18 protein-coding genes, 1 tRNA gene and 2 pseudogenes are annotated in these 22669 nt (G+C 63.7%); 8 read left to right on the top strand and 13 right to left on the bottom strand.

The genetic code is table 11. The features are described 5' to 3' along the window. Positions 1-44: 44 nt before the first annotated feature. Positions 45-131: transfer RNA gene (locus AC1PLU_RS14335), tRNA-Leu, on the bottom strand. A gap of 121 nt (positions 132-252) precedes the next feature. Here AC1PLU_RS14335 and rnr point away from each other — a divergent pair. The 4 genes and pseudogenes from rnr to AC1PLU_RS14315 all read left to right on the top strand — a co-directional run bounded on the left by rnr (position 253) and on the right by AC1PLU_RS14315 (position 7662). Then, a complete protein-coding gene (gene rnr / locus AC1PLU_RS14330; protein WP_176341008.1) occupies positions 253-2808 on the top strand; it encodes a ribonuclease R in 2556 nt (851 codons plus the stop codon). A gap of 141 nt (positions 2809-2949) precedes the next feature. Continuing rightward, entirely contained in the window at positions 2950-3423 is a 474-nt protein-coding gene (locus AC1PLU_RS14325) for a GFA family protein (protein WP_481094466.1), read from the top strand. Positions 3424-3637: 214 nt separating this feature from the next. Continuing rightward, complete coding sequence (rlmB, locus tag AC1PLU_RS14320) at positions 3638-4387, top strand: 23S rRNA (guanosine(2251)-2'-O)-methyltransferase RlmB (protein ID WP_006450313.1); 750 nt, start codon at positions 3638-3640, stop codon at positions 4385-4387. 241 nt (positions 4388-4628) lie between these two features. Next, a pseudogene (locus tag AC1PLU_RS14315) lies at positions 4629-7662 on the top strand (diguanylate cyclase domain-containing protein). A gap of 188 nt (positions 7663-7850) precedes the next feature. Here the strand turns inward: AC1PLU_RS14315 and rnt are convergent. The 9 genes from rnt to AC1PLU_RS14270 all read right to left on the bottom strand — a co-directional run bounded on the left by rnt (position 7851) and on the right by AC1PLU_RS14270 (position 16562). Further along, positions 7851-8492, bottom strand: coding sequence for a ribonuclease T (gene rnt / locus AC1PLU_RS14310; RefSeq protein ID WP_104551111.1), 642 nt, complete (start codon positions 8490-8492; stop codon positions 7851-7853). A gap of 141 nt (positions 8493-8633) precedes the next feature. After that, a complete protein-coding gene (locus AC1PLU_RS14305; RefSeq protein WP_481106582.1) occupies positions 8634-9044 on the bottom strand; it encodes an RcnB family protein in 411 nt (136 codons plus the stop codon). 131 nt (positions 9045-9175) lie between these two features. After that, entirely contained in the window at positions 9176-9880 is a 705-nt protein-coding gene (gene phoU / locus AC1PLU_RS14300) for a phosphate signaling complex protein PhoU (RefSeq protein WP_023903588.1), read from the bottom strand. A 128-nt stretch (positions 9881-10008) separates the two neighbouring features. Continuing rightward, positions 10009-10839 (bottom strand): phosphate ABC transporter ATP-binding protein PstB, encoded by an 831-nt coding sequence (pstB, locus tag AC1PLU_RS14295; protein WP_023903589.1) that lies wholly within the window; start codon positions 10837-10839, stop codon positions 10009-10011. 22 nt (positions 10840-10861) lie between these two features. Next, positions 10862-11725 (bottom strand): phosphate ABC transporter permease PstA, encoded by an 864-nt coding sequence (gene pstA, locus AC1PLU_RS14290; RefSeq protein ID WP_006450307.1) that lies wholly within the window; start codon positions 11723-11725, stop codon positions 10862-10864. After that, on the bottom strand, positions 11725-12699 hold the full coding sequence (pstC, locus tag AC1PLU_RS14285; RefSeq protein WP_481094470.1) for a phosphate ABC transporter permease subunit PstC: 975 nt from the start codon (positions 12697-12699) through the stop codon (positions 11725-11727). The genes pstA and pstC overlap by 1 nt, the downstream gene beginning before the upstream one ends. A gap of 112 nt (positions 12700-12811) precedes the next feature. Next, positions 12812-13906 carry a phosphate ABC transporter substrate-binding protein PstS gene (gene pstS, locus AC1PLU_RS14280; protein ID WP_481094471.1) on the bottom strand — a complete coding sequence of 365 codons (1095 nt, stop codon included), beginning with the start codon at positions 13904-13906 and terminating at the stop codon, positions 12812-12814. A gap of 188 nt (positions 13907-14094) precedes the next feature. Continuing rightward, positions 14095-15114: a phosphate ABC transporter substrate-binding protein PstS gene (gene pstS, locus AC1PLU_RS14275; RefSeq protein WP_115038108.1), complete on the bottom strand. Its 1020-nt coding sequence runs from the start codon at positions 15112-15114 to the stop codon at positions 14095-14097. A gap of 197 nt (positions 15115-15311) precedes the next feature. Next, entirely contained in the window at positions 15312-16562 is a 1251-nt protein-coding gene (locus AC1PLU_RS14270) for an OprO/OprP family phosphate-selective porin (protein ID WP_006450303.1), read from the bottom strand. Between the two features lie 339 nt (positions 16563-16901). Here AC1PLU_RS14270 and AC1PLU_RS14265 point away from each other — a divergent pair, with 339 nt between their 5' ends. From AC1PLU_RS14265 to AC1PLU_RS14255, 3 genes are all read left to right on the top strand, one after another. Further along, positions 16902-17222: a hypothetical protein gene (locus AC1PLU_RS14265; protein WP_176341075.1), complete on the top strand. Its 321-nt coding sequence runs from the start codon at positions 16902-16904 to the stop codon at positions 17220-17222. Positions 17223-17335: 113 nt separating this feature from the next. Further along, positions 17336-18016, top strand: coding sequence for a carbonic anhydrase (locus AC1PLU_RS14260; protein WP_006450301.1), 681 nt, complete (start codon positions 17336-17338; stop codon positions 18014-18016). An 11-nt stretch (positions 18017-18027) separates the two neighbouring features. After that, positions 18028-19596 (top strand): SulP family inorganic anion transporter, encoded by a 1569-nt coding sequence (locus tag AC1PLU_RS14255; protein ID WP_023903595.1) that lies wholly within the window; start codon positions 18028-18030, stop codon positions 19594-19596. A gap of 252 nt (positions 19597-19848) precedes the next feature. Here AC1PLU_RS14255 and nth read toward each other — a convergent pair whose 3' ends face one another. The 3 genes and pseudogenes from nth to AC1PLU_RS14240 all read right to left on the bottom strand — a co-directional run bounded on the left by nth (position 19849) and on the right by AC1PLU_RS14240 (position 21729). Beyond that, on the bottom strand, positions 19849-20559 hold the full coding sequence (nth, locus tag AC1PLU_RS14250; RefSeq protein WP_481106581.1) for an endonuclease III: 711 nt from the start codon (positions 20557-20559) through the stop codon (positions 19849-19851). After that, positions 20556-20936: a hypothetical protein gene (locus tag AC1PLU_RS14245; RefSeq protein WP_481094472.1), complete on the bottom strand. Its 381-nt coding sequence runs from the start codon at positions 20934-20936 to the stop codon at positions 20556-20558. The genes nth and AC1PLU_RS14245 overlap by 4 nt, the downstream gene beginning before the upstream one ends. A gap of 10 nt (positions 20937-20946) precedes the next feature. Continuing rightward, positions 20947-21729, bottom strand: a pseudogene (locus tag AC1PLU_RS14240) (enoyl-CoA hydratase-related protein). A 163-nt stretch (positions 21730-21892) separates the two neighbouring features. On the opposite strand from AC1PLU_RS14240, the gene AC1PLU_RS14235 reads away from it, so the two are divergent. After that, complete coding sequence (locus AC1PLU_RS14235; protein ID WP_006450296.1) at positions 21893-22591, top strand: FKBP-type peptidyl-prolyl cis-trans isomerase N-terminal domain-containing protein; 699 nt, start codon at positions 21893-21895, stop codon at positions 22589-22591. Positions 22592-22669: the final 78 nt, after the last annotated feature.

The raw sequence follows: 22669 nt of genomic DNA, 5'->3' as shown, positions 1-22669 counted from the left end.
CCAGAAACCAGAAGACCCCCGATCGCTCGGAGGTCTTTTTAAACTGGTGCCCAGAAGAGGACTCGAACCTCCACGAAGTTGCCCCCGCTAGCACCTGAAGCTAGTGCGTCTACCAATTCCGCCACCTGGGCAAGGTGAGCCGCGAATTTTGCAGGCTCCTGGCGGCCTTGTCAACGGGTGAACACGGCGATCTACGCCTGGACGGGCCGGCTTTCAGCCCACATCGAGGCTGCACGGGGTAATATGATGGCAATGACCAAGAAAAACACCCCAGATTCCGATCGGCCGAGTCGCCGCAATTCCGCCAACACTGGCGAGCCCACCACCGCCGAAAAACAGAAGTTGCCGGGGTGGATGCCTGACTTCCTGGTTCGCGCCGCCGCTGGCGCCTCGACCAAGTCCGCAAACAAGCGCGCTGCCGATAAAGCCGCGCAAGCCTCGCCAGAGCTGCAAGTAGCGCCGCCGCTGCCTGAGCCGCCGGCTCCGCGCGCACCGCATCCGCGCAAGAGCGGCCCGCCTGCGCCGCCGCCGGAACGCCTGCAGTCCGTCCAGCCTGCAGCTGTCACTGCTTCTCCCGCTGCCGCCGCTGAGTTCAAGGATCCGCACGCCGATCGCGAAGCACTGCGCTACGCCGAGCCGATCGCCAGCCGCGAGGCCATCCTGCAGCTGCTCGAAGCCTGCGACGGCCCGCAGACCGCCGAAGAAATCGCCGAGCAGTTGCATCTGAGCGACCGCATCGACGCGTTGGGCAAGCGCCTTTCCGCGATGGTGCGCGAAGCGCAGCTGGTGCAGAACCGCCGTGGCGGCTACGCGCCGGTGCAGCAGACCAGCCTGATCGCCGGCGTGGTGATCGCTAATCCGGAAGGCTTCGGCTTCCTTAAGCCGGACGAAGGCGGCGACGACCTGTTCCTGCCGCCGTACGAAATGCGCAAGGTCATGCACGGCGATCGTGCGCTGGCCAACGTCACCGGCATCGACCGCCGCGGCCGTCGCGAAGGCGCGATTGCACGCGTGCTCGAACGCCGCATGTCGCGCATGCTCGGGCGTTTCTTCTACGAGCACGGCGTGGCCTACGTCGACCCCGACGACAAGCGCGTGCAACGCAATGTGCAGATCGCACCGGACGGCATCGGTGAAGCGCGCGAAGGGCAGTTGGTGGTGTGCGAGCTGATCGCGCCGCCGGATGCGCGTCGTCCCGCGATCGGCAAGATCATCGCGGTGCTCGGCGACAAGCTGACCCCGTCGCTGGTGGTGGAAATGGCCATCCACGGCCACGAGCTGCCGCACGAGTTCTCGCAGGAAGTGCTGGACGAGGCCGCCGCGGTGCCGCTGGTGGTCGAGCCGCAGATGATCGGCGGGCGTGTGGACCTGCGGCAGATGCCGCTGGTCACCATCGATGGCGAAGACGCCAAGGATTTCGACGACGCGGTGTATTGCGAACCCAACGCCGACGGCTTCCGTCTGGTGGTGGCAATCGCCGACGTCTCCAACTATGTGCGTCCGGGCACGCCGCTGGACGACGAAGCGCAGAAGCGCGCCACCTCGGTGTATTTCCCGGGGTTCGTGGTGCCGATGCTGCCGGAGACGCTGTCCAACGGCATCTGCTCGCTGATGCCCAAGGTCGACCGCATGTGCTTCGTCTGCGACATGCAGGTGGGCCGCGATGGCGAAGTCACCGGCTCGCGCTTCTACGAAGCGGTGATGAACTCGCATGCGCGCCTGACCTACAACCAGGTGTGGAAGGCGGTCGGCGAAGACGATGCCGACACCAAGGCCTTTATCGGCCCGTTGCTGCCGCAGGTGCAGCGTCTGCATCAGCTGTACAACGTGCTGTCGAAGGCGCGCACGCATCGCGGCGCGATCGAGTTCGAGACCTCCGAAGTGCGCTTCGTGCTCGACAACACCGGTGAAGTCACTCAGGCCGGCATGCTGGTGCGCAACGATGCGCACAAGCTGATCGAAGAATGCATGATCGCGGCTAACGTCGAGGCCGCACGCTATCTGCTGAGCATGCATGTGCCGGCGCCGTACCGCGTGCATGAGCGGCCGCCGGAGAGCAAGTTCGAAGACCTGCTGGAGTTCCTCAAGGAATTCCAGCTGAGCCTGCCGGCCTGGAGCAAGGTGCGCCCCGGCGATTACACCAAGCTGCTGAAGAAGGTGCGCGCGCGCCCCGACGCCGCGTTGCTGGAATCGGTGCTGCTGCGCAGCCAGAGCCTGGCGGTGTACTCGCCCGACAACAACGGTCACTTCGGTCTGGCATTGGAGGCGTATGCGCACTTCACCTCGCCGATCCGGCGTTACCCGGATCTGCTGGTGCACCGCGCAATCAAGCATGCCTTGACCGGCGCCAGCCCGGAAAAATATATCTATACCCCACGCCAGATGTCGGCATTGTCGCTGCAGTGCTCCGAGCGCGGACGGCGTGCCGACGAAGCCGAGCGCGAGGTCGACGAGCGTTATCGCGCCGCGTGGATGGAAAAGCATGTCGGCGGCCAGTTCGATGGCGTGATCAGCGGTGTGACCGGCTTCGGCCTGTTTGTGGAATTGAACGAATCCAAGGTCAACGGTCTGGTGCATGTCACCCAGTTGCCGCAGGACTATTACCAGTTCGACCCGATCCGCAAGACGCTCAGTGGCGAACGCCGCGGTCGCGCCTTCCGCCTGGGCGACCCGGTGCGTGTGCTGGTGCTCAAGGCGAGCATGGAAGAGCGCAAGATCGACTTCCGTCTGGCCGAAGATGGCGCAGCGCCCGAAGCGCCGTTGCCGCAGCGCGAGAAGCCGGCCAAGCGCAAGAAAAAGCAATACTAAGCGCGACGACACCATCGCGAGTTGCTGCCTGGCGGCGGCTCGCGATGCGTGCGGATCGCAAGATATGACGCTACAGGTCCTTGCGAGTCACAAGCTCGCAACGATCTCCGGTCATCCGTGTTCAACAGGGCTGAGGCAACGATGGACGCAGCACTCGAGTACAGCGGTGGCTGCCAATGCGGCGCTGTGCGTTTCCGCGTGCGCGGCAGGTTGTCGGACGCTTCGATCTGCCATTGCCGCATGTGTCAGAAAGCCTTCGGTGCCTACTACGCGCCGTTGGTTTCCGTGCGCGGCAGCGAGTTCAGCTGGACACGTGGCGAGCCGAAACGCTTCGCTTCTTCCTCGCTGGTGTCGCGTGGATTCTGTGCCGAATGCGGCACGCCGCTGACCTATGAGGCGCCGGATGGCATCGCCATCGCCGCCGGTGCGTTCGATACGCCCGAACGGTTGCCACCGCTGATCCAGTACGGTGTGGAGCGCAAGCTGCCCTTCGTCGATGCATTGGGTGATCTGCCGGCGCGTACCACCGAGGACGATGTGGCTGCATTGGCGTTTCTGGCCGACCTCGTGTCAAGGCAGCATCCGGATCACGATACCGAGCAGTGGCCGGTGTGAGTTCGCGCCCGCTGGCATGAGCGCACCTCGCACCGGTTCGCGACGGCCAGCGAGCGTAGGTGTCGGCAGCACCACCACGGTGCGAGCGTGATCTTGGCTCATCGCGATCCGCTCCACCGCGAGCTCCTCGTCGGCACCGCCATCCGCGCCCCGGCCGTGACGTGGCAGGCCGCAGGCCCTACCATTCCCCTTTATCTCTTCGTATGCCCGCGCAATGAGCAAACAGAATCAGTGGATCGTCGGCGTCAACGCCGTTGCCTCGTCGGTCGAGAATGACGCCGACAACGTGCGCGAGGTGTTGATCGAGGCCGGTAGCAAAAACCCGCGCCTGACCGAGATCGAAGAGCAGGCGCGCCGCAAGGGCATCGAGGTGCGTCGCGTCAACACGCAGGCGCTCGATGGCGTCGGTGGGCAGGTCCGCCACCAGGGCGTGGTCGCGCGGTACGCAGCGGCGCGGCTGTGGGCAGAAAACGAGCTCGAAGCCCTGGTGACGGCCGCCGAAGGACGTGCGCTGTTGCTGATCCTGGATGGCGTGCAGGACCCGCACAATCTCGGCGCCTGCCTGCGCAGCGCTGCCGCCGCCAGCGTCACTGCGGTGGTGATTCCCAAGGATAAATCGGCCACCGTCAATGCCACCGTGCGCAAGACCTCGGCCGGTGCGGCCGACCGGATTCCGGTGGTGGCGGTGACCAATCTGGCGCGGTGCCTACGTGATCTGCAGAAGCAGGGCGTGTGGCTGTACGGTCTGGCCGGCGAAGCCGAGGCGTCGTTGTACAGCGTGGACCTGCGCGGCAATGTCGGGCTGGTGCTCGGTGGCGAGGCCGATGGCCTGCGCCGGCTTACGCGCGAGCATTGCGATGGCCTGGTCAAGATTCCGATGCCGGGCGATATCGAAAGTCTCAACGTGTCGGTGGCGGCTGGTGTGACCTTGTTCGAAGCCGTGCGCCAGCGCCTGGGCGCGTAATCGCATTCGCGCCTAGAGATATGCGCGCGGATTGATCGCCAGCCCGAAGCCGTCTCGTTCAACACGCACGCGCAACAATCGTGCAGTTGCGCGCACGATTGCGCAGATGTCGATCGCGATGCGTTGCCGATCGCAGACATAACGCTTGTGCATCAGCACTTTCGACAACACGCCTATCGATTACCGACGCGCGCATGCGTTATTGCCTACCATATCGTCAGCAAACGGCGTGTTGTGTCCGATGAATCATGGGGTGGGCGCCTGTCGTACAGGCCAGAGCACGTGCGCCGTCAGGGCGCCGGCACGAGAAGATAGACAGTGGCAGCGCTGGCTCAATGCCGGAGCCTGCCTGCTGCTGGCGTTATGCGCGTTCGCCGCGGCTGCCGCACCCGCTGCAACGGCGCAATTGCGCGACTACGCGATCGATAGCTGGAGTTCGCGCAACGGATTGCCGCACAACTCGCTGCGCGATATCGCCCAGACCCACGACGGCTACCTGTGGTTCGCCACCTGGGAAGGACTGGTGCGCTACAACGGGCTGGAATTCAGCGTCATCGATCGCAGCACGCGCCCCGGCTTGCCCGATAACGGCGTCGGTGCGTTGTATGTCGATCGCGACGGCGCACTGTGGCTGAGCGATGCACGCGGCAATCTGGTACGTCACAGCGCCGATGGGCAATGGCGGCGCTGGGAGCGACGGGGGCAATGGCCGCAAGCGCTGATCCATGCCATGACCATGGATGCGCAAGGTCGCATGTGGTTGTTGTTCGAAGGGCACGGGCTTGGTTGCCTGTGGCCGGATGGGCGCTTTGAGTATTTCCCGCCGCGCGATGGCGTGCCGCTGCAGAGCAGCTTTCCGCGCATGCTGTTTGACGACCAGGGGCGGTTGCTGATCGGCACGCTCGACGGGTTGATCTACCGCGAACTGGATGGACACATGCATCGCGCACCTGCGGCGTTCGGCCTGTCGCCTGGCCTGGCATGGCCGTACCGCGCCCCGGACGGCACGCTGTGGGTCGTCGCGGGCGAGCAGTTGTATCGCCTGCAGGGCGAGCGCGCCGAGCTGGTGCATCGCGTGCCGGGGCAGGGACACTTCACTGCGATGCTGCAGGATCGCCATGGCGACCTGTGGCTGGGCAGTGAAAACCAGGGGTTGCTGCGGATTGGCAGTCATGGGGTGGAGCATTTGCCAGCCGGCCGTAGCCTGCCCAGCGGGCGCATCGTCAGCCTGCGCGAGGATGCCGAAGGCAGCATCTGGGTCGGCGCCAATGGCGGCCTGTTCCGGCTGCGCGAAACCTTGTTCAGCAGCTACACCCAGCGCGATGGTCTGAGTGGCGACTATGCCCGCGCGGTGCTGGAAGACCGCGACGGCAGTCTATGGATTGCGAGCACCGCAGGCCTGGATCGCATGCTGCCGGACGGGAGCATCGTGCCGGTGCCGGTTGCCACTCCCTCCGGACGCAAGCTCTCGGTGCTGAGTCTGGCGCTGGATCGGCACGGCGACCTGTGGGTGGGCACCTATGCCGATGGCGTCTTCGTGTTGCGCGACGGGCGCGTGCTGCGGCACTACGGCGAGGCCGAGGGCATTCCCAGCGGGCATATACGCGCCATCGTGATCGACGACCACGCCGTCGACCAGGCAGTGGTGTGGCTGGCCACGCAGCGCGGCGTGGTCAAGTTGGTGGACGGCAAGCGAGTGGCGTTGACGATCGACGGCCTGCCCGATGGTGTGGTGACCGCGCTGGCGCGCATCGATGGTGCGCTGTGGATCGGGTCGGTCGATGGCGCCGCAGTGCTGCGCGACGGCAAGCTGCAGCAGTTGGGATTGGAGCGACTTGGCGGCGCCCGCAGCGTGTTCGGTTTTCAGAGCATCGGCAACGCTGTCTGGATCTCGACCGACCGCGGCCTGTATTGCGTGCGCCAGGGCGCGCTGGCACGCGCAGGGCATGCCGGTGGATACGGTGTTCCAGCTGGTCAAGGACCGTCTCGGCAACGCGTGGATCAGCAGCAATCGCGGCGTCCTGCGCACCGAACTCGGCACACTCGACGCGGTTGCCGATGGACGCGGCCAGCTCGCCATCGAACGTTATGGCGAGATCGATGGCATGGGCAACGCGCAGGCCAATGGCAGTTCCAGCCCGAGCATGATCGCGCGCGCCGACGGCTCGGTGTGGGTGGTCACTGCAGGCGGCATCAGCACGGTCGATCCATCGCGGTTGCAGCGCTTTCGTGAGCGCCGCGCGCCGCCTGCATTGATCGAGAGCGTGCAGCAGGATGGCCGCCCGCTGGCCTGGCGGCAGCAGGGAAAGCTGCCCGGCGGGCATCGCTTGAACGTGTCCTACGTCGGCATGAGCTTTCTGTTGCCTGAGCGGATCGAGTACCGCACCCGGCTGGAAGGCCTGGACAGCGACTGGACCGAACGTGGCCGGCAGCGCAGCGTGGAATTCATCGGCTTGCCGCCCGGCCGCTATCGTTTGCATGTGGCGGCCCGGCACCCTGGCGGTGCGTGGAGTCCGCACGAGGCGGTGTGGGCGTTCGAGGTCTTGCCGCTGTGGTGGCAACGCCACGACGTGCGTTTTGCGGCAGTGCTGGCTGCGCTGCTTGCGCTCGCCTTGTTGTACCGGTTGCTGCTGCATCGCTACAAGACCCACAACGCACGCCTGGCCGAACTGGTGCGCAAACGCACCGAAGATCTGCAATTGCAGGCGCAGCGCCTGCTGCAGGCCAACCAGGAAAAGAGCGAGCTGCTGACGCGGCTACGCATCAAGTCCGACGTGTTCGAGCGCCAGGCGCACGAAGACGCACTGACCGGGCTCCCCAATCGTCGCCACTTCGACGAAGCGCTGGCGCGCGACATCAGTCGCGCACGCCGCAGTGGGCGCTCGCTGGTACTGGCGATTCTGGATATCGATCACTTCAAGCGCATCAACGACCATTACTCGCATGCCAGTGGCGATGCGGTGCTGCACGAAGTGGGCGTGCTACTGATTGCCGCCGCACGTGCCTCGGATCTGCCGGCCCGGCTGGGCGGCGAAGAATTCGCCCTGCTGCTCGCCGACACTTCGCTGGAAGAGGCGCAGGCGCTATGCCTGCGTATCCGCGCGCTGTTCCATGCGCGTCAAGACTGGGGCGGTGTGGACGGCCTGCAAGTGACCTTTAGTGCCGGCGTGGCCGAGCTGCGCGATGACGACACCGGCTCATCACTGATGCAACGCGCCGACCACGCCTTGTACGAAGCCAAGAGTGCAGGGCGCGACCGGATCTGCGTGGGCTAGGGCCGGGATTCGGGATTGGAGATTAGGGATTCGCAAAAGCGAGCTAACTAGCGCTTCCCTTCTCCTACGGGAGAAGGTGCCCCGCAGGGGCGGATGAGGGTACGGCCGCACGCAATGGCGCCGCCAAATGCAAATTTTTCAAGCAAAGGGCCACATGCTTTTGCGAATCCCTAATCCCTAATTCCGGCTCAAACAGGCCCCGGCCAGGCATTGGCAATCTTGCAAAACAGCCGCGCCGTCTGCTCGGTGTCGTACACCGCGCTATGCGCATCGGCCGCATTCCAGTCCAGCCCTGCGGCTTGTGCCGCCCGCGCCAGCACGGTCTGCCCGTACGCCACACCGGCCAAGGTCACGGTGTCGAACACGCTGAACGGATGGAACGGATTGCGTTTGTGGCCCACGCGCGCGACCGCAGCGTTGAGGAAGTTCAGATCGAAATGCGCGTTGTGGCCGACCAGGATCGCGCGCTGGCAGCCGTACTTCTTCACCGCCGCACGCACTGGCGCGAACACATGGTCCAGCGCGTCTTTCTCCTGCTTGGCAAAGCGGAACGGGTGGTCGAGCACGATACCGGTGATTTCCAGCGACTTCGGGTCGATCTCCAGGCCGGGCGCCGGCACCAGATGTGCGCTGGCGGTTTCGCCCGGAAAGAAGCGACCTTCGGCATCCATTTCGATTGGCACGCAGGCGATTTCCAGCAGCGCGTGTTTGTTCCAGTCGAATCCACCGGTTTCCACATCCACCACCACGGGCAGATAGCCGCGAAAGCGCCGCGACATGGGCAAGAAGGAGGAGGCAGGCTGCAGGTCGACCGGTTCGTTCATCGGCATAGCCTAGCAGGTCGCACGCCGTGCTCGATCGTAGCCAGGTGCCGGCCGCACATGCCCTGCGCGCGCAGCGCTCCGGCAAACAAAAGCCCGACCCGCGTTGCCGCGGATCGGGCCAGTTTGACGACGCATCTGACGGTTCGCTTAGTGACCGGCGACCACGCTTGCGATCAGGCCGGTGGCCACTGCAATCAGCACGTAGGTGTTATCCACCTGGCGCCATTCGTGACCGCGCGGCGGCTTGTTCAGATGATGCCTGTGGTAATCGGCGACGCGATTGCCGCGATGGTCCGGCGCCAGGCGCTCGCCACGCCGGTAAGGCGGGCCGCGGCGGTCGTTGCGGTGATCGTCGTTGTGGGTGCTGCGGCGATCGTCGCGCTTGTCGTCGTGCCTGTCATCACGATGGTCGTCGCGGCGGTCGTTGCCGCGATCATCGTGACGCTGCGCAGTGTGGTCGCGATCATGATCGCGGTCGTCGTGTTGCTGAGGCGCAGCGAACGCTGCAGCGGAGGTCAGCAGCGACAAAGCCATGAGAGATCCAATGATGCGTTTCATCTGCGTACTCCTGCGTCACAGGAGCGGCCTGTGTAATTTCACACTAGGCTTGATTAGCTGAATACGTAATGAAATAAAGCGTTTCGGCTGGTTTCAGCGTATCGATGGCTGTTGCCGGCACGCGTCTTGAATCAAATGACGCGGGTAGTGTCGTCGCGCTTCACTCGCGGCGGCAGCGGCTGTTCGCCATGCACCAGGAACCACACGTTCTCGGCGATGTTGGTCGCGTGGTCGCCGATGCGTTCCAGATTCTTGGCCATGAACAGCAGATGCGTGCAGGGAGTGATGTTGCGCGGATCCTCCATCATGTAGGTCAGCAATTCGCGAAACAGCGCGGTGTACTGCGCGTCCAGGCGTGCATCTTCATCGCGTACGCGAATCGCCGCATCGGCATCCTTGTTGCGATAGGCCTGCACGGCTTCGCGCACGGCATGCGCGGCCATCTGGCCCAGCGCACGCAGGCCCACGGTCTGTGGCAGCGGCGGTGCAGAGTTGAGCGCGATCGAGCGCTTGGCCACGTTGGCCGCGTAATCGCCGATGCGTTCGATGTCGGCAGGAATACGCAGGCCGGCCAGGATCTCGCGCAGGTCGCGCGCCATCGGACCACGCAACGCCAGGCGCATCACGTCGTGGCTGATCGCATGCTCCAGCGCATCGATCGCTTCGTCGTTGACCACGATGCGATGTGCGGCGTTGTCGTCGCGACGCTCCACCACATCCAGCGCGGCTTCCAGCTGCGCCACCGCCGTGTCGCCCATGCGCACGATCTCGGCGACAAGACGGTGCTGCTCCTCGTCGTAGCTTTTGACGATATGGTCGTTGAGGTGCTGGTTCATCGTGATCTCGATTCGTGGCAGTGGTGGATGTCCGCCGTCACCTTGGCGACATCGCACGTGATGTTGATGTCGTGCCGGGCGGTGCGGCGGAGCTGCGTCAATGCGGCGTTGCGATGTCTGGCCCTACATCAACCGAAACGACCGGTGATGTAATCCTCGGTTTGCTGCTTGGACGGCTGGGAAAAGATCGTTTCGGTGCGGTCGTGTTCGATCAGGTCGCCCAGGTACATGAAAGCGGTGTAGTCCGATACGCGCGCGGCCTGCTGCATGTTGTGGGTCACGATCACGATGGTGTATTCGCGCTTGAGTTCTTCCACCAGCTGCTCGATACGGCTGGTGGAAATCGGATCCAGCGCCGAGGTCGGTTCGTCCAGCAGCAACACATCCGGTCGCAGCGCCACCGCACGTGCGATGCACAGCCGCTGCTGCTGACCGCCGGACAGACCCAGCGCGCTTTGCCCCAGCTTGTCCTTGACCTCGTCCCACAGCGCACCTTGACGCAGCGCCTGCTCGACGCGGTTCTGCATGTCGGCCTTGGACAGTTTTTCGTGGTGACGAATACCGTAGGCGACGTTTTCGAAAATCGTCATCGGAAACGGCACCGGCTTCTGAAACACCATGCCGACCTTGCTGCGCAGCCGGTTCATCGGGTACTTCGGCGACAGGATGTTTTCACCGTCCAGCAGCACTTCGCCGCGCGCTTCCATCTTCGGATACAGCGCATAGATGCGATTGAAGATGCGCAGCAAGGTGGACTTACCGCAACCCGAAGGCCCGATCAGCGCGGTGACGCGCTTTTCCGGAATCTCGATGTTGATGCTCTTGAGCGCGTGGTACTTGTCGTAATAGAAATCCAGATTGCGTGCGGCCACCTTCACCGGCGCCTGCGCCGTCGGCGCCCCCTTGGCGGCCGGGACAGCGATGCGATGCATCGGCTTGGCGTTTTGGAGATCGTTCATGTCGGGTGTCCGGAAGGAAAGGTCAGTCATTGGAAATCTTGTTGCGCAATAGCAGCGCGCGTGCGCCCAGGCTCACCAACAACACGAACGCGGTCAGTACCAGTGCGCCGGACCAGGCCAGGGTCTGCCAGGTCTCGTAGGGGCTGCCGGCGAACTGATTCATGATCACCGGCACGCTGGCCATCGGCTGAAAGATATTGCTGTTCCAGTATTGATTGCCGAAGGCAGTGAACAGCAGTGGCGCGGTCTCGCCGCTGATGCGTGCCAGCGCCAGCAGGATGCCGGTGAGAATGCCGGCCGAGGCGGCGCGATATAGCACCTGCACGGTGACCTTCCACTGCGGGATGCCGAGCGACAACGCCGCTTCGCGCATCTGCGCCGGCACCAGACGCAACATTTCGTCGGTGGTCCGCACCACCACCGGCAGCACGATGAAGGCCAGCGACAACGCACCGGCAAACGCCGAGAAGCGCCCGCCGGTCTGCATCACGTACAGCGTGTAGACGAACAGGCCGAGCACGATCGACGGCGCCGACAACAGAATGTCGTTGACGAAACGCACCACCAAACCGGTCTTGCGCGCATTGCCGTATTCGGCCAGCCAGGTACCGGCGGCAATGCCGAGCGGGGTGCCGATCGCCAGCGCCAGGCCGCACATCACCGCACTGCCGAAGAAGGCGTTGAGCAAACCACCTTCCTGCATCGGCGGCGGTGTCATCTTGGTAAACAAATTGAGGTCGATGCCCGGCACGCCCTTGGACAACAAGGTCCACAGGATCCAGGCCAGGAAGAACAGACCGAACAACGCAGTGACGCACGACAGCAGCAGCGCCACCACATTGATCACGCGGCGGCGGTTGTAGAGGGATTGCGAGACCGAGGACATCAGTTGCCCTCCCGACGCGACAGCTGCATCAGCATGAAGCGCGCAATCGCCAGCACGATGAAGGTGACGATGAACAAGACGAAGCCGAGCAGCAACAATGCCGAGCGATACGTTTCGGTGGCCTCGCCGAAGTCATTGGCGATCAAGGCAGCGATGGTGGTGCCAGGCTCCAGCAGCGACGGCGACAGCCGCACCGTGTTGCCGACCACGAATGCCACTGCCATGGTTTCGCCCAGCGCCCGGCCCAGGCCCAGAAACACGCCGCCAATCACCGCAGAGCGGGTGTACGGCAGCACGATGTCCCAGCTGACTTCCCACTTGGTCGAGCCCAGCGCGTAGGCCGATTCCTTCAAACGCGTGGGCACGGTCAGAAACACTTCGCGCATCACCGAGGAGATAAACGGAATCACCATGATCGCCAGCACGAAGCCTGCAGTCAGCAACCCGATCCCCAGCGGCGGGCCCTGAAACAACGGACCGATCAACGGCAGCGTGCCCATGTGATCGTTGAGCCAGGGCGTCACGTGCTCGGTCATCACCGGCACCAGCACGAACAGGCCCCACATGCCGTAGATGATCGACGGGATGCCAGCCAGCAATTCGATCGCGGTACCGACCGGACCGCGCAACCAGCGCGGCGCCACTTCGGTGAGGAAGAATGCGATGCCGAAACTCACCGGCACCGCAATCACCATCGCGATCAACGCGGTGACCAGGGTGCCGTAGATCGGCGCCAGTGCACCGTATTTGTTTTCCACCGGATTCCAGTCGGCGGAATAGAAAAAGCTCAGGCCCTGCATCTGCAAGGCATGGCGTCCGCCCCACAGCATCGACAGCGCGGCGCTGCCGAGCGCCAGCAGGACGAAAACGACCGTGGCGGCCAACGCAAGCTTGAACAGGCGATCGGCACGCGCATCGCGCAGATCGCGGCCGCGTGGTGCGGTCATCGCTTCGGGAATGGCGGTGGCATTCATTCGATTGGACTCGTCACCCGCGCAATCGCGGGAGCGTGAGACAACAGGAACGGTGAGGCGCCCGCAGGCACCTCACCGCAGCGCAACCCGCCACAACAGCGGGTGCAGGGCATCACTTGAACTCGCTGGCCCAGTAGGCCTGGATCTGCTTCACCAGTTCCGGCGGCAGCGGCACGTAATGCAGTTCGCTGGCCTGGGTCTGGCCGTTTTCCAGCGCCCACTTGAAGAACTCCAGCGTTGCCTTGCTGCGCACCGCATCCTTGGGCTGCTTGTGCATCAGCATGAAGTTGGTGGCGGTGATCGGCCAGGCCTTCTCGCCCGGTGCATTGGTGATCACCAGATTGAAGTCCTTGGCATTGGCCCAGTCGGCGCTGGCGGCTGCGGCGGCGAAGCTTTCCGCATTCGGCTCCACCCACTGGCCGGCTGCATTCTGCAGCGAGGCGTAGGGCATCTTGTTCTGCAGGGCATAGGCCAGTTCGACGTAACCGATCGAACCCTTGATTTGCTGCACGTACGAGGCAACACCTTCATTGCCCTTGCCGCCGACGCCGCCCGGCCACTGCACGGAGGTGCCTTCGCCGACCTTGCTCTTCCACTCCGGGCTGACCTTGGACAGGTAGTTGGAGAAGTTGAAGGTGGTGCCCGAGCCATCCGAGCGATGCACCAGGTTGATCTTGGTCGCCGGCAGGGTCACGCCCGGGTTGGCCGCGACAATCGCCGCGTCGTTCCACATCGTGACCTTGCCCAGGAAGATGTCGCCCAGCAGCGCGCCGGTCAGACGCAGCTTGCCCGGGGCGATGCCTTCCAGATTGATCACCGGCACCACGCCGCCGATCGCCGACGGGAACTGGCCCAGACCGGCCTGGGCAAGCTCGGCGCTGTCCAGCGGCTTGTCGGTCGAACCGAAGTCCACCGTGCCGGCCTTGATCTGCGCAATACCGCCGCCGGAGCCGATCGATTGGTAATTGACCTTGTTGCCGGTGGCGGCGTTGTAATCGGCCGACCACTTGGACACCAGCGGGTAGATGAAGGAGGCACCGGCGCCGGAGATTTCAGCGATCTTGCTGTCCCCGGCGGTGGCGCCTGCGCTGGGAGCGCCCTTGGTGGTGTCGCCGGACTGCGCATCCTTGCCGCCGGGCGAACACGCGGCCAGGGCGAGGGCGATGGTGAGAGACAGGGCGGTCAGGCTGGCCGACTGCAGTTTCATGGAAGCTCCGAGGCTGGATTGGCCGGGTGTCCGGCAGACGACGCTATGAAATGATGTTTTTGTTACACACGCATGACAGTGCCTTCTGGCGAAGGCATCACAAAAAAGACGCGACCCCGAAAGGGCCGCGTCCCGGTGCCGACGCCGGGGAGAGAGACGGCGTCGTTCCTGTTGCTATGGCTCTCTCTTTACTTGGGCAGATTCTTGGCCCAGTAGCCTTCGATCTGGGTCACCAGGCTGTCCGGCAGCGGCACGTAGTCCAGCTGCTTGGCCTGCGCATCGCCCTTGCTGTAGACCCAACGGAAGAAGTCCAGCGTGTTCTTGAGGCCTTCCGGACTCTTGGGCTTTTTCTGAACTAGGATGAAGTTGGTGGCAGTGATCGGCCAGGCGTTGTCGCCGGCGGCGTTGGTCATCACTAGATAGAAGTCCTTGCTATTGGCCCAGTCTGCGCTGTTGGCAGCGGCGGCGAAGGTCTCATCGGACGGCTGCACGAACTTGCCGGCGGCGTTCTTCATCGCGGTGTAGGCCATCTTGTTCTGCAGCGCATACGACAGCTCGACATAGCCGATACCGCCCTTGATCTGCTTGACGTAGGCGGCCACGCCCTCGTTGCCCTTGCCGCCGATGCCGGTCGGCCACTGCACCGCCGTGCCTTCGCCGACCTTGCTCTTCCAGTCCGGGTTGACCTTGGACAGGTAGTTGGTGAAGTTGAAGCTGGTGCCCGAACCATCCGAGCGATGCACCACGGTGATCTTGCCCTCGGGCAGCTTCACGCCCGGGTTGAGCGCGGCGATGGCCGGATCGTTCCAGGTGCTGACCTTGCCAATGAAGATGTCGCCCAGGGTCTTGCCATCCAGCTTGAGCGCACCGGGGGCGATGCCCGCCACGTTGACCACCGGCACCACGCCGCCGATCACCGACGGGAACTGCGCCAGACCGGCCGCTGCCAGTTCTTCCGGCTTGAGCGGCGCATCGGACGAGCCGAAGTCCACACTGGCCGCCTTGATCTGGGCAATGCCGCCACCCGAACCGATCGATTGATAGTTGACCTGCTTCTTGGTGGCCGCGTTGTAGTCGGCCGACCACTTGGACATCACCGGGTAAATAAACGACGCACCGGCACCTGTGACATCGGCGGCCTGGGCGCACAGCGCCAGCGAGGCGGCAAGCACGCCCACGGCCAGACGGGTCTTCAAAGAGTGGATCACGGAACAGCTCCTGTAGCGAAGGGATAAGGACGTCCCGCGTGCATGCCATTGCAGGGCAGGGGCATGACCGCGCGATGTCGGAGAGATGACATGACCATGACGGCGTTGCGCTGGCGCGCTTTGCCGGGTCTGGCGAAGGCGGTTGCCGCCGCCGCGCGCTCAGCCGAGCGCGCCACGGCGGCCGAACCGTCGCTCACTTACCAATAGAACTGCGCACGTGCCTCGATGATCGACGGGTTGTCGTCGACCAGGCCACGCGTGGCGCTGCTGTAACGGGTGCTCTCCACCTTCGCGTAGTCCAGCGCGAACTTGAAGTTGGAGCGCCAGTACCAGTTGGCGCCGATCGTCCACACATCCATCTTGCCGCCCAGCACGCCGTCCACGAACGGGGTGCTGCCATTGGAAACCAGGTGGCCGTCGTTGAGGTCCAGCGTGTCGTAGCGCACCGCCAGCTGCCACAGGCCGGAGGCCGGCGCGTTCGGCAGCGGGGTGGTCGGCACGCCGGCCTTGTAGCCCCAGGTCTCGCCGGTGATGTTCCAGACGCCGCTGACGTACCAGCCATCGCTCTTGTAATCGTTGGCGTTGTTGCCGATGCGCTTGGCGTTTTCCTGGAAGAATTCGCTCTGCAGCTTGAACGGGCCGGTGATCCACATCGCCTCGGCACCGGCCACACCCACGCTGTCCACGTTGGTGATGGCGCCGCTGTCGATCAGGCGGATGGTGGTCAGGTCGGCGTCCGGACGCGCGCGCAGGCGCAGGGTGTCGTCGTCGGTGTCGTAGCCCAGATAGCTGAGGCCGAAGTGCAGCACATTGCCGCTTTCGTTGATCGGCGCCCAGGTGCCGCGCGCGCCGTAGCCGCTGCCATGAGCCTGATTACGGGTCAGTTCGCGACCGAACGCACTGGCGGTGATGCTCCAGTTGTTGTCGCCCATGCCGTAGGCCACGCCCAGCCGGCGCGAGATGCCGTAGGTATTGGTCACCGCGGCCTTGGACACGAAATCGTTGTTCTTGGTGCTGGAGAGTTCTTCCAGGCTGTTGGGCTGCTTGAACTGACCGATCTGCAGGTAGTTGTTGGCGTTGCCGGCGAACTTGTACTTGATGTTGTTGTCGAGGAAGCGCCCGGTGCTGCGGATGGTGGTGCCGCGGATGGTGACTTCCTTCAGCACGCTCGGGTCATACCCGGCCACCCACTCGAAGTTGCCCGGGCCCTTGCCCTTGAGCACCAGCTCGGCGCGACGGATGCTGAATTCGGAATTGTCGCCGTTGGCGCCGATCGGGCCATTGAGGTCCTGCACATCGTTGTGGAACCAGTTGCCGTCGGCCTGGACCAGGCCTTCCAGCGAGACTTCGGAGCCGCCGATCACATCGATGGCGATTTCGGCATGCGCAGCGGGCGCGGCCAGCGCCAGCAACAAGGCCGAGCCGAGCAGGGTAGGAGAAAGTTTCATGGGTGCCTTGCGACCTGACGAGAAAGTGAGCGCAGGCTAGGGCGTGAAAGTTGCGTTAATGTGACAACTTCGGACTGCATCGCAATTTGATTTTTGCCAATAAAGACAAAGATTTACGCGTGTTTAAACTTTGTCAGTGTGTGTCATAAGTCTGAACGACGGCCGGTTTATGACAGTTGCGATAGCGCGCCTTTACCTGCTGCTGGCGGGCTCAAGCTTATGGCGACCTGAATCGATGCCGTGAAATGCCGGCCAATCAAGCGCTTTGTGCGTCGCACCACTTGCGCAGGCGCGTTCTAAATTGTTAGTTTCGAGGCCATGTTTCCTCGATTCCTCCAATTGCTGTTGGTCTGCCTGCTCGCGCTCACCGCGTGGTCGGCAGCCAATGCGCACGATCGCATCCACGATGCGCTTGTGGGCGACGGCTTGGCGGTGATGGTGGATGCTGGCGAAGAACGTGACGCAGCCGAAGATCTGCAGGACGACGGGGACGCACAGACCCAGGTCGATACCCATTCTGCAGACGACATCCCCTTGCTCTCCCAAGCATGGCCGGTGGTCGCACGCTATTTTCCCTCTTGGTACGCGCACTACGCGCCGGCATCTCAAAAACGCGACCTGATCCCGCAACTGCGTCCTCCTAACGCACTGCGCGCCTGATCCTTCGTTTGTCGCGTCAACCGGTGCTGCGCACCGGACTTATTTGATTTGTTCGTCTTTGCACTTCGCGGTTTGCGCCGTGGATTGCCATCCGTTGCCTAGAGGTATCTCCCATGCAAAGCTTGCTAGATGGTTTTCGTCATTTCCGTAAGGAAGTGTATCCGCGCCAGAGTGCGCGCTTTCAGGAATTGGCCGGTGGCCAGAGTCCGCACACGTTGTTCATTACGTGCGCCGATTCGCGCGTCATGCCGGAGCTGATCTTCTCCGCCCAACCTGGCGAATTGTTCGTCTATCGCAACATCGGCAACGTCGTGCCGCCTTACTCGCAACACGTCAGCGGCGTTGTCGCTGCGATCGAGTACGCCATCGCCGTGCTGGGTGTGCGTCATATCGTGATCTGCGGCCATACCGATTGCGGCGCCATGAAGGCGGTGCTCAAGCCGGAATCGCTGGAAGATGTGCCGTCCGTGGCGGCGTGGCTCAAGCACACCGATTCGGCGCGCCATGTCACCGCCCATCATGGCCACGATCCGCACAGTCAGGATGCGCTGGACTGCATGACCGAAGAGAACGTGGTCTCGCAGCTGGACCATCTGCGGACGCAGCCGGTAGTTGCGGCACGTCTGGCCGCTGGCACCTTGCGTATCCACGGCTGGATCTATGACATCGCCCATGGCGAGATCCGTGCCTTCGATGCCGAGAAGGGTGGCTTCCGTCCGTTGTTGGCGGAAAACACCCCCGAAGCCACCCCACGTCCGCGACTGCAGCAAGTCGTGCGCGCTGAACTGGCCTGACGGAGCACATCATGAACACATCAGGTATCGGCGGATATTTCCGTCAGGGACTGTTCGGGCGTGATTTATTGGCGTCTGTCGTTGTCTTCCTCGTCGCGCTCCCGTTGTGTATGGGCATCGCGATCGCATCCGGCATGCCGCCGGCCGCAGGTCTGATCACCGGCATCATCGGTGGTCTGGTCGTTGGCTTTGTGGCGGGTTCTCCGTTGCAGGTGAGTGGGCCTGCCGCCGGCCTGGCTGTGTTGGTGTTCGAACTGGTCCGGGAGCACGGCATCGCCGCGCTCGGGCCGGTGATCTTGTTGGCCGGTGCGATTCAGTTGGTCGCCGGTCTGTGCCGTGCAGGCGTGTGGTTCCGCATGACATCGCCGGCCGTGGTGGCCGGCATGTTGTCCGGTATCGGCATCCTGATCGTGGCCTCGCAGGCGCATGTGTTGATGGATGCCGCACCCAAGGCGCGCGGTCTGGAGAACTTCGCTGCACTGCCGGCCGTGGTGTGGCAGGCGATCAGCGAAGGCACCGGCCGCACCGCCTTGTTCGTGGGTCTGGCCACCATCGGCATTATCCTGGCGTGGGACAAGCTGCGTCCGCAGCGTCTGCGGTTCCTGCCGGGTGCGTTGATCGCGGTGGTGGCGGTCACGGCTGCAGTGCAGTTGCAGGGTTTGAACGTCGCCAAGGTCGATGTACCGACCAACCTGTTCTCTGCGATCAGCATCCCCAGCATCTCGGACATCTTCGGCGTGTTCAACGCGACCTTGCTGGTGTCTGCGGTGACGTTTGCCTTCATCGCCAGCGCAGAAACCTTGCTGTCGGCGGCAGCGGTGGATCGCATGCATCAGGGCGCACGCACCAACTACGACCGTGAACTGGCGGCGCAGGGCGTGGGCAATATGTTGTGCGGCTTCCTCGGCGCATTGCCGATGACCGGCGTGATCGTGCGCAGTGCGGCCAATGTGCAGGCCGGTGCAGCCACGCGCATGTCCACGGTGCTGCATGGCGGCTGGTTGCTGGTGTTCGCGATGCTGCTGCCGTGGCTGTTGCGGATGACGCCGGTGGCCTGTCTGGCCGGCATCCTGGTCTACACGGGCGTGAAGATGATCAAGATCGGTCAGGTCAAGGAGCTGGCGACCTATGGTCGTGGCACCGCGGCGATCTATCTGGCCACCACCTTCGCGATCGTGGCCACCGACCTGCTGACCGGTGTGTTGATCGGCTTTGGTCTGTCGCTGTTCCGTCTGGCCCTGCATTCTTCGCGCCTGAAGGTGGACGTGCGTGAGCACGAGCACAAGAAGGACGAGATGCATCTGACGCTGCAGGGTTCGGCAACGTTCCTGAAGGTGCCGGCGATGGCGCGTACGCTGGAAAGCGTGCCGCCCAATACCGCACTGCATCTGGACGTGGCCAAGCTGCACCATGTCGACCACGCCTGCATCGAGTTGCTGCGCGACTGGAGCCGGAATGCGGCCTCGCGCGGCTGCGAGTTGGTGGTGGACTGGAACGAGCTGGATCGACGCGTGGAAGGTCAGCCAACGGTGGAAAGCGTGTTGGTCGAACAGCGCGTCGAACAAGCCAAGGCGGCGTAAACCTGCTGCAAACCGCCCGGCGTTCGCGCCGGGTGACCCCTGTCGTGGCCGGATGATGCATGGCGCCGTAAGACGCATCATCCGGTCGCGATTTTTTTTTGGCCGGGATTCGGGATTTGGGATTGGAGATTCGTAAAAAGCCTGGGTTTGCGTTGCCGATACGATGCAACTAGTGCAAGTGGCGCGGCTGGGCGCTGCGCAGTCGTGGATGGTCTTGCTAGATCGTCTCAGCCACGTTTGAGTGGGAGTGCGTCAGCTGCGCAAAGGTGCTGGCCGCTCGGCAGACGCCACGGTCTTGTCGCGATAGCGGCACAGGTCATGGATCACACAGCCCGGGCAATCCGGCTTGCGTGCCTTGCAGACGTAGCGGCCATGCAGGATGAGCCAGTGATGCGCGTCGTGCAGAAACTCCGCAGGAATGACCTTCACCAGTTTGTCTTCGACCACGCGCACGTCCTTGCCCGGCGCAAGTCCGGTGCGATTGGCTACGCGGAAGATATGCGTATCCACCGCCATGGTGGGCTCGCCGAACGCGGTATTGAGCACCACGTTGGCAGTCTTGCGGCCGACGCCGGGTAATGCTTCCAGCGCCGCGCGATCATGCGGGACTTCGCCAGCGTATTGCTCGAGCAAAATACGACACGTGGCAATGACGTTCTTGGCCTTGGCGTTGAACAGACCGATGGTGGCGATGTAGCGCTTCAGGCCTTCTTCGCCGAGATCGAGAATGTCGCGCGGCGTATTGGCGACCGGATACAGCTTGCGCGTGGCCTTGTTGACGCCGACATCGGTGGCTTGCGCCGAAAGCAGCACGGCGATCAGCAACTCGAACGGGGTGGTGTATTCCAGCTCGGTGGTCGGGTGCGGGTTGAGTTCGCGCAGGCGCTCGAACATTTCCTGCACTTCGGGCTTGCGCAGGATGCTGCCGCGACGTGCCGGCGGGGTGGGGCGGATCGCGTTCATGGCTGTGTTCCACCTGCGGCCTTGGCCTTGGCGCGCGCCAGGATGGCGGCGGCCAACGGCGGCAATGCGGCAGCGACGGGTTGGCTGGGTGCTGGTGCGGGCGTGCGGCGAGCATCGCGTTCGGCAGCGCGGCGTTGCAGGCGCGCGGCGCGTGCGCGGTAGCGTTCGCGAGCGGCCCAGGCGTCACGCAGGCGCTGTTGTGCGGCGAGCAATACCACGCGCACCTGCGGGCAGGCCGCATCCAGCAGGTCGTCGCGTGGATCGGGCAGGTACTCCATCAGGCCGAGCGCCAGCGCGCCGTCGAGATCGTCGGCTTGCACGCAGTCGAATAGTTGCAGCGGCAGGGGACGTGATACCGGTATGGGGTCAGACGTCATGGCGAATCGATCAACGATTGAGAAAGTGTGCGGGGCGTTTTTCGAGAAAGGCGCGGGTGCCTTCGCGCATGTCGTCGCTGGCGAACAACAGCGCAAACTATGCGGTTTCCAGCTGTAAACCTTCTTCGATCGCGCATTCGCCGCCGAACACCACCGCATCCAGAATGCCGCGCAATGCGAGCGGTGCAGCAGCGGCCAGGCGCTGTGCCAAGGCGAGTGTTTCTTCCTGTAGCGCCTCCGGCTCGACCACGCGGTTGAGCAGGCCCAGCTGCAATGCGCGCGCTGCATCGATCGGCTGGCCAAGCAGACACAGTTCAAGCGCAGCAGCACGACCGGTCAGGCGCAACAGCCGCTGGGTGCCGCCGAAGCCGGGGATCAGGCCGAGATTGATTTCCGGCTGGCCCAGGCGCGCGGTGGCTGCGGCAATGCGTAGATGGCAGGCCATGGCCAGCTCCAGTCCGCCGCCCAGCGCAAATCCATTGATCATCGCGATCACCGGCTTGGGCATGCGTTCGATCCGGCGCATCAGCTGCTGGCCGAGCAGCGAGAATTCGCGCCCCTGCATCGCCGACAGATCGCGCATTTCGGCAATATCCGCGCCGGCCACGAAGGCCTTTGGGCCCGCGCCGGTGAGAACCACCACGCGCACGTCATCCGCGCTGGCGGCATCCTGGAACGCCTGATCCAGCGCCCGCATCGTGTCCTGGTTCAAGGCGTTCAGTTTGTCCGGTCGATTGACCGTGATCGTCCGTACACTGGCGTGGTCTGCGATCAGAATGACGTGATTGGACATGGAAATCCTTACGAACGTAAAAAATTAGTAAATACGGAACTTCCGAAAGCCTTGCTGGTCATAGCTTTCGTGATAAGTAGCGGTTCGGTATCGCGGCCGCTATCCTAGCGCGTCATCTCAGGCGGCAGACCCGTCCTGTGCCACCACCCTGGAGAATTGTTTGATGAAGTTGCGTTCTATCGCGGTCGCTGTGGCGGCCCTGGCCCTGACGGGCAATGCACTGGCCCAGGACACAACGTCCGAGAAAGGCAAGTTGAGCTACTACTTCGGCTATGACTACGGCAACAACCTTGCCGAGCTCACTGGTCGCGGCGAGCAGCTCGACATCAATGCGGTGGTGAAGGGGCTGCAAGACGCCTATGCCAAAAAGCAGCCGTCGATCACTGCCGATCAGCTGAAGCCGGCCGTCGAGGCGTTCCAGAAGCGTGAGCAGGGCCGTGCCCAGCAGGCCAAGGCCGAGTACGACAAGGCTGCCGCTGCCAACAAGACCAAGAGCGACCAGTTCCTGGCCAAGAACAAGGGCACCGCTGGCGTGCAGACGCTGCCGAGCGGCGTGCAGTACCGCGTGATCGAAGCCGGTAAGGGCGCCAAGCCGACCCAGGCCAGCACCGTGCAGCTGGAAGTGGCCGGTCCGTTCCCCTTCGGCGATCGCGAGAAGGCACGTCCGGCGCAGCAGATTCCGGCCATCAAGGTCAGCGAAGTCGAGATGCAGGCCATGCGCGATACGCTGCTGCAGATGCCGGCTGGCTCGAAGTGGGAAGTGACCCTGCCGCCGGAGAAGGCCTACGGTGCCGACCCGCGTACGCCGTTCCCGCCGAACGTGGCCGTGCAGTTCGAGATCAAGCTGGTCAGCGTCAAGTAATTGCGTTTGATGTTGCTGTGACAACGCCGGCCACCAGGCCGGCGTTGTCGTTTGGGTCCACCGGACATGCGCGAGCGC

This window comes from Xanthomonas sp. NCPPB 2933 (assembly GCF_056725225.1).
Note: the sequence above shows the minus strand (reverse complement) of the source record. Positions and strands in the feature narration are given on the sequence as shown.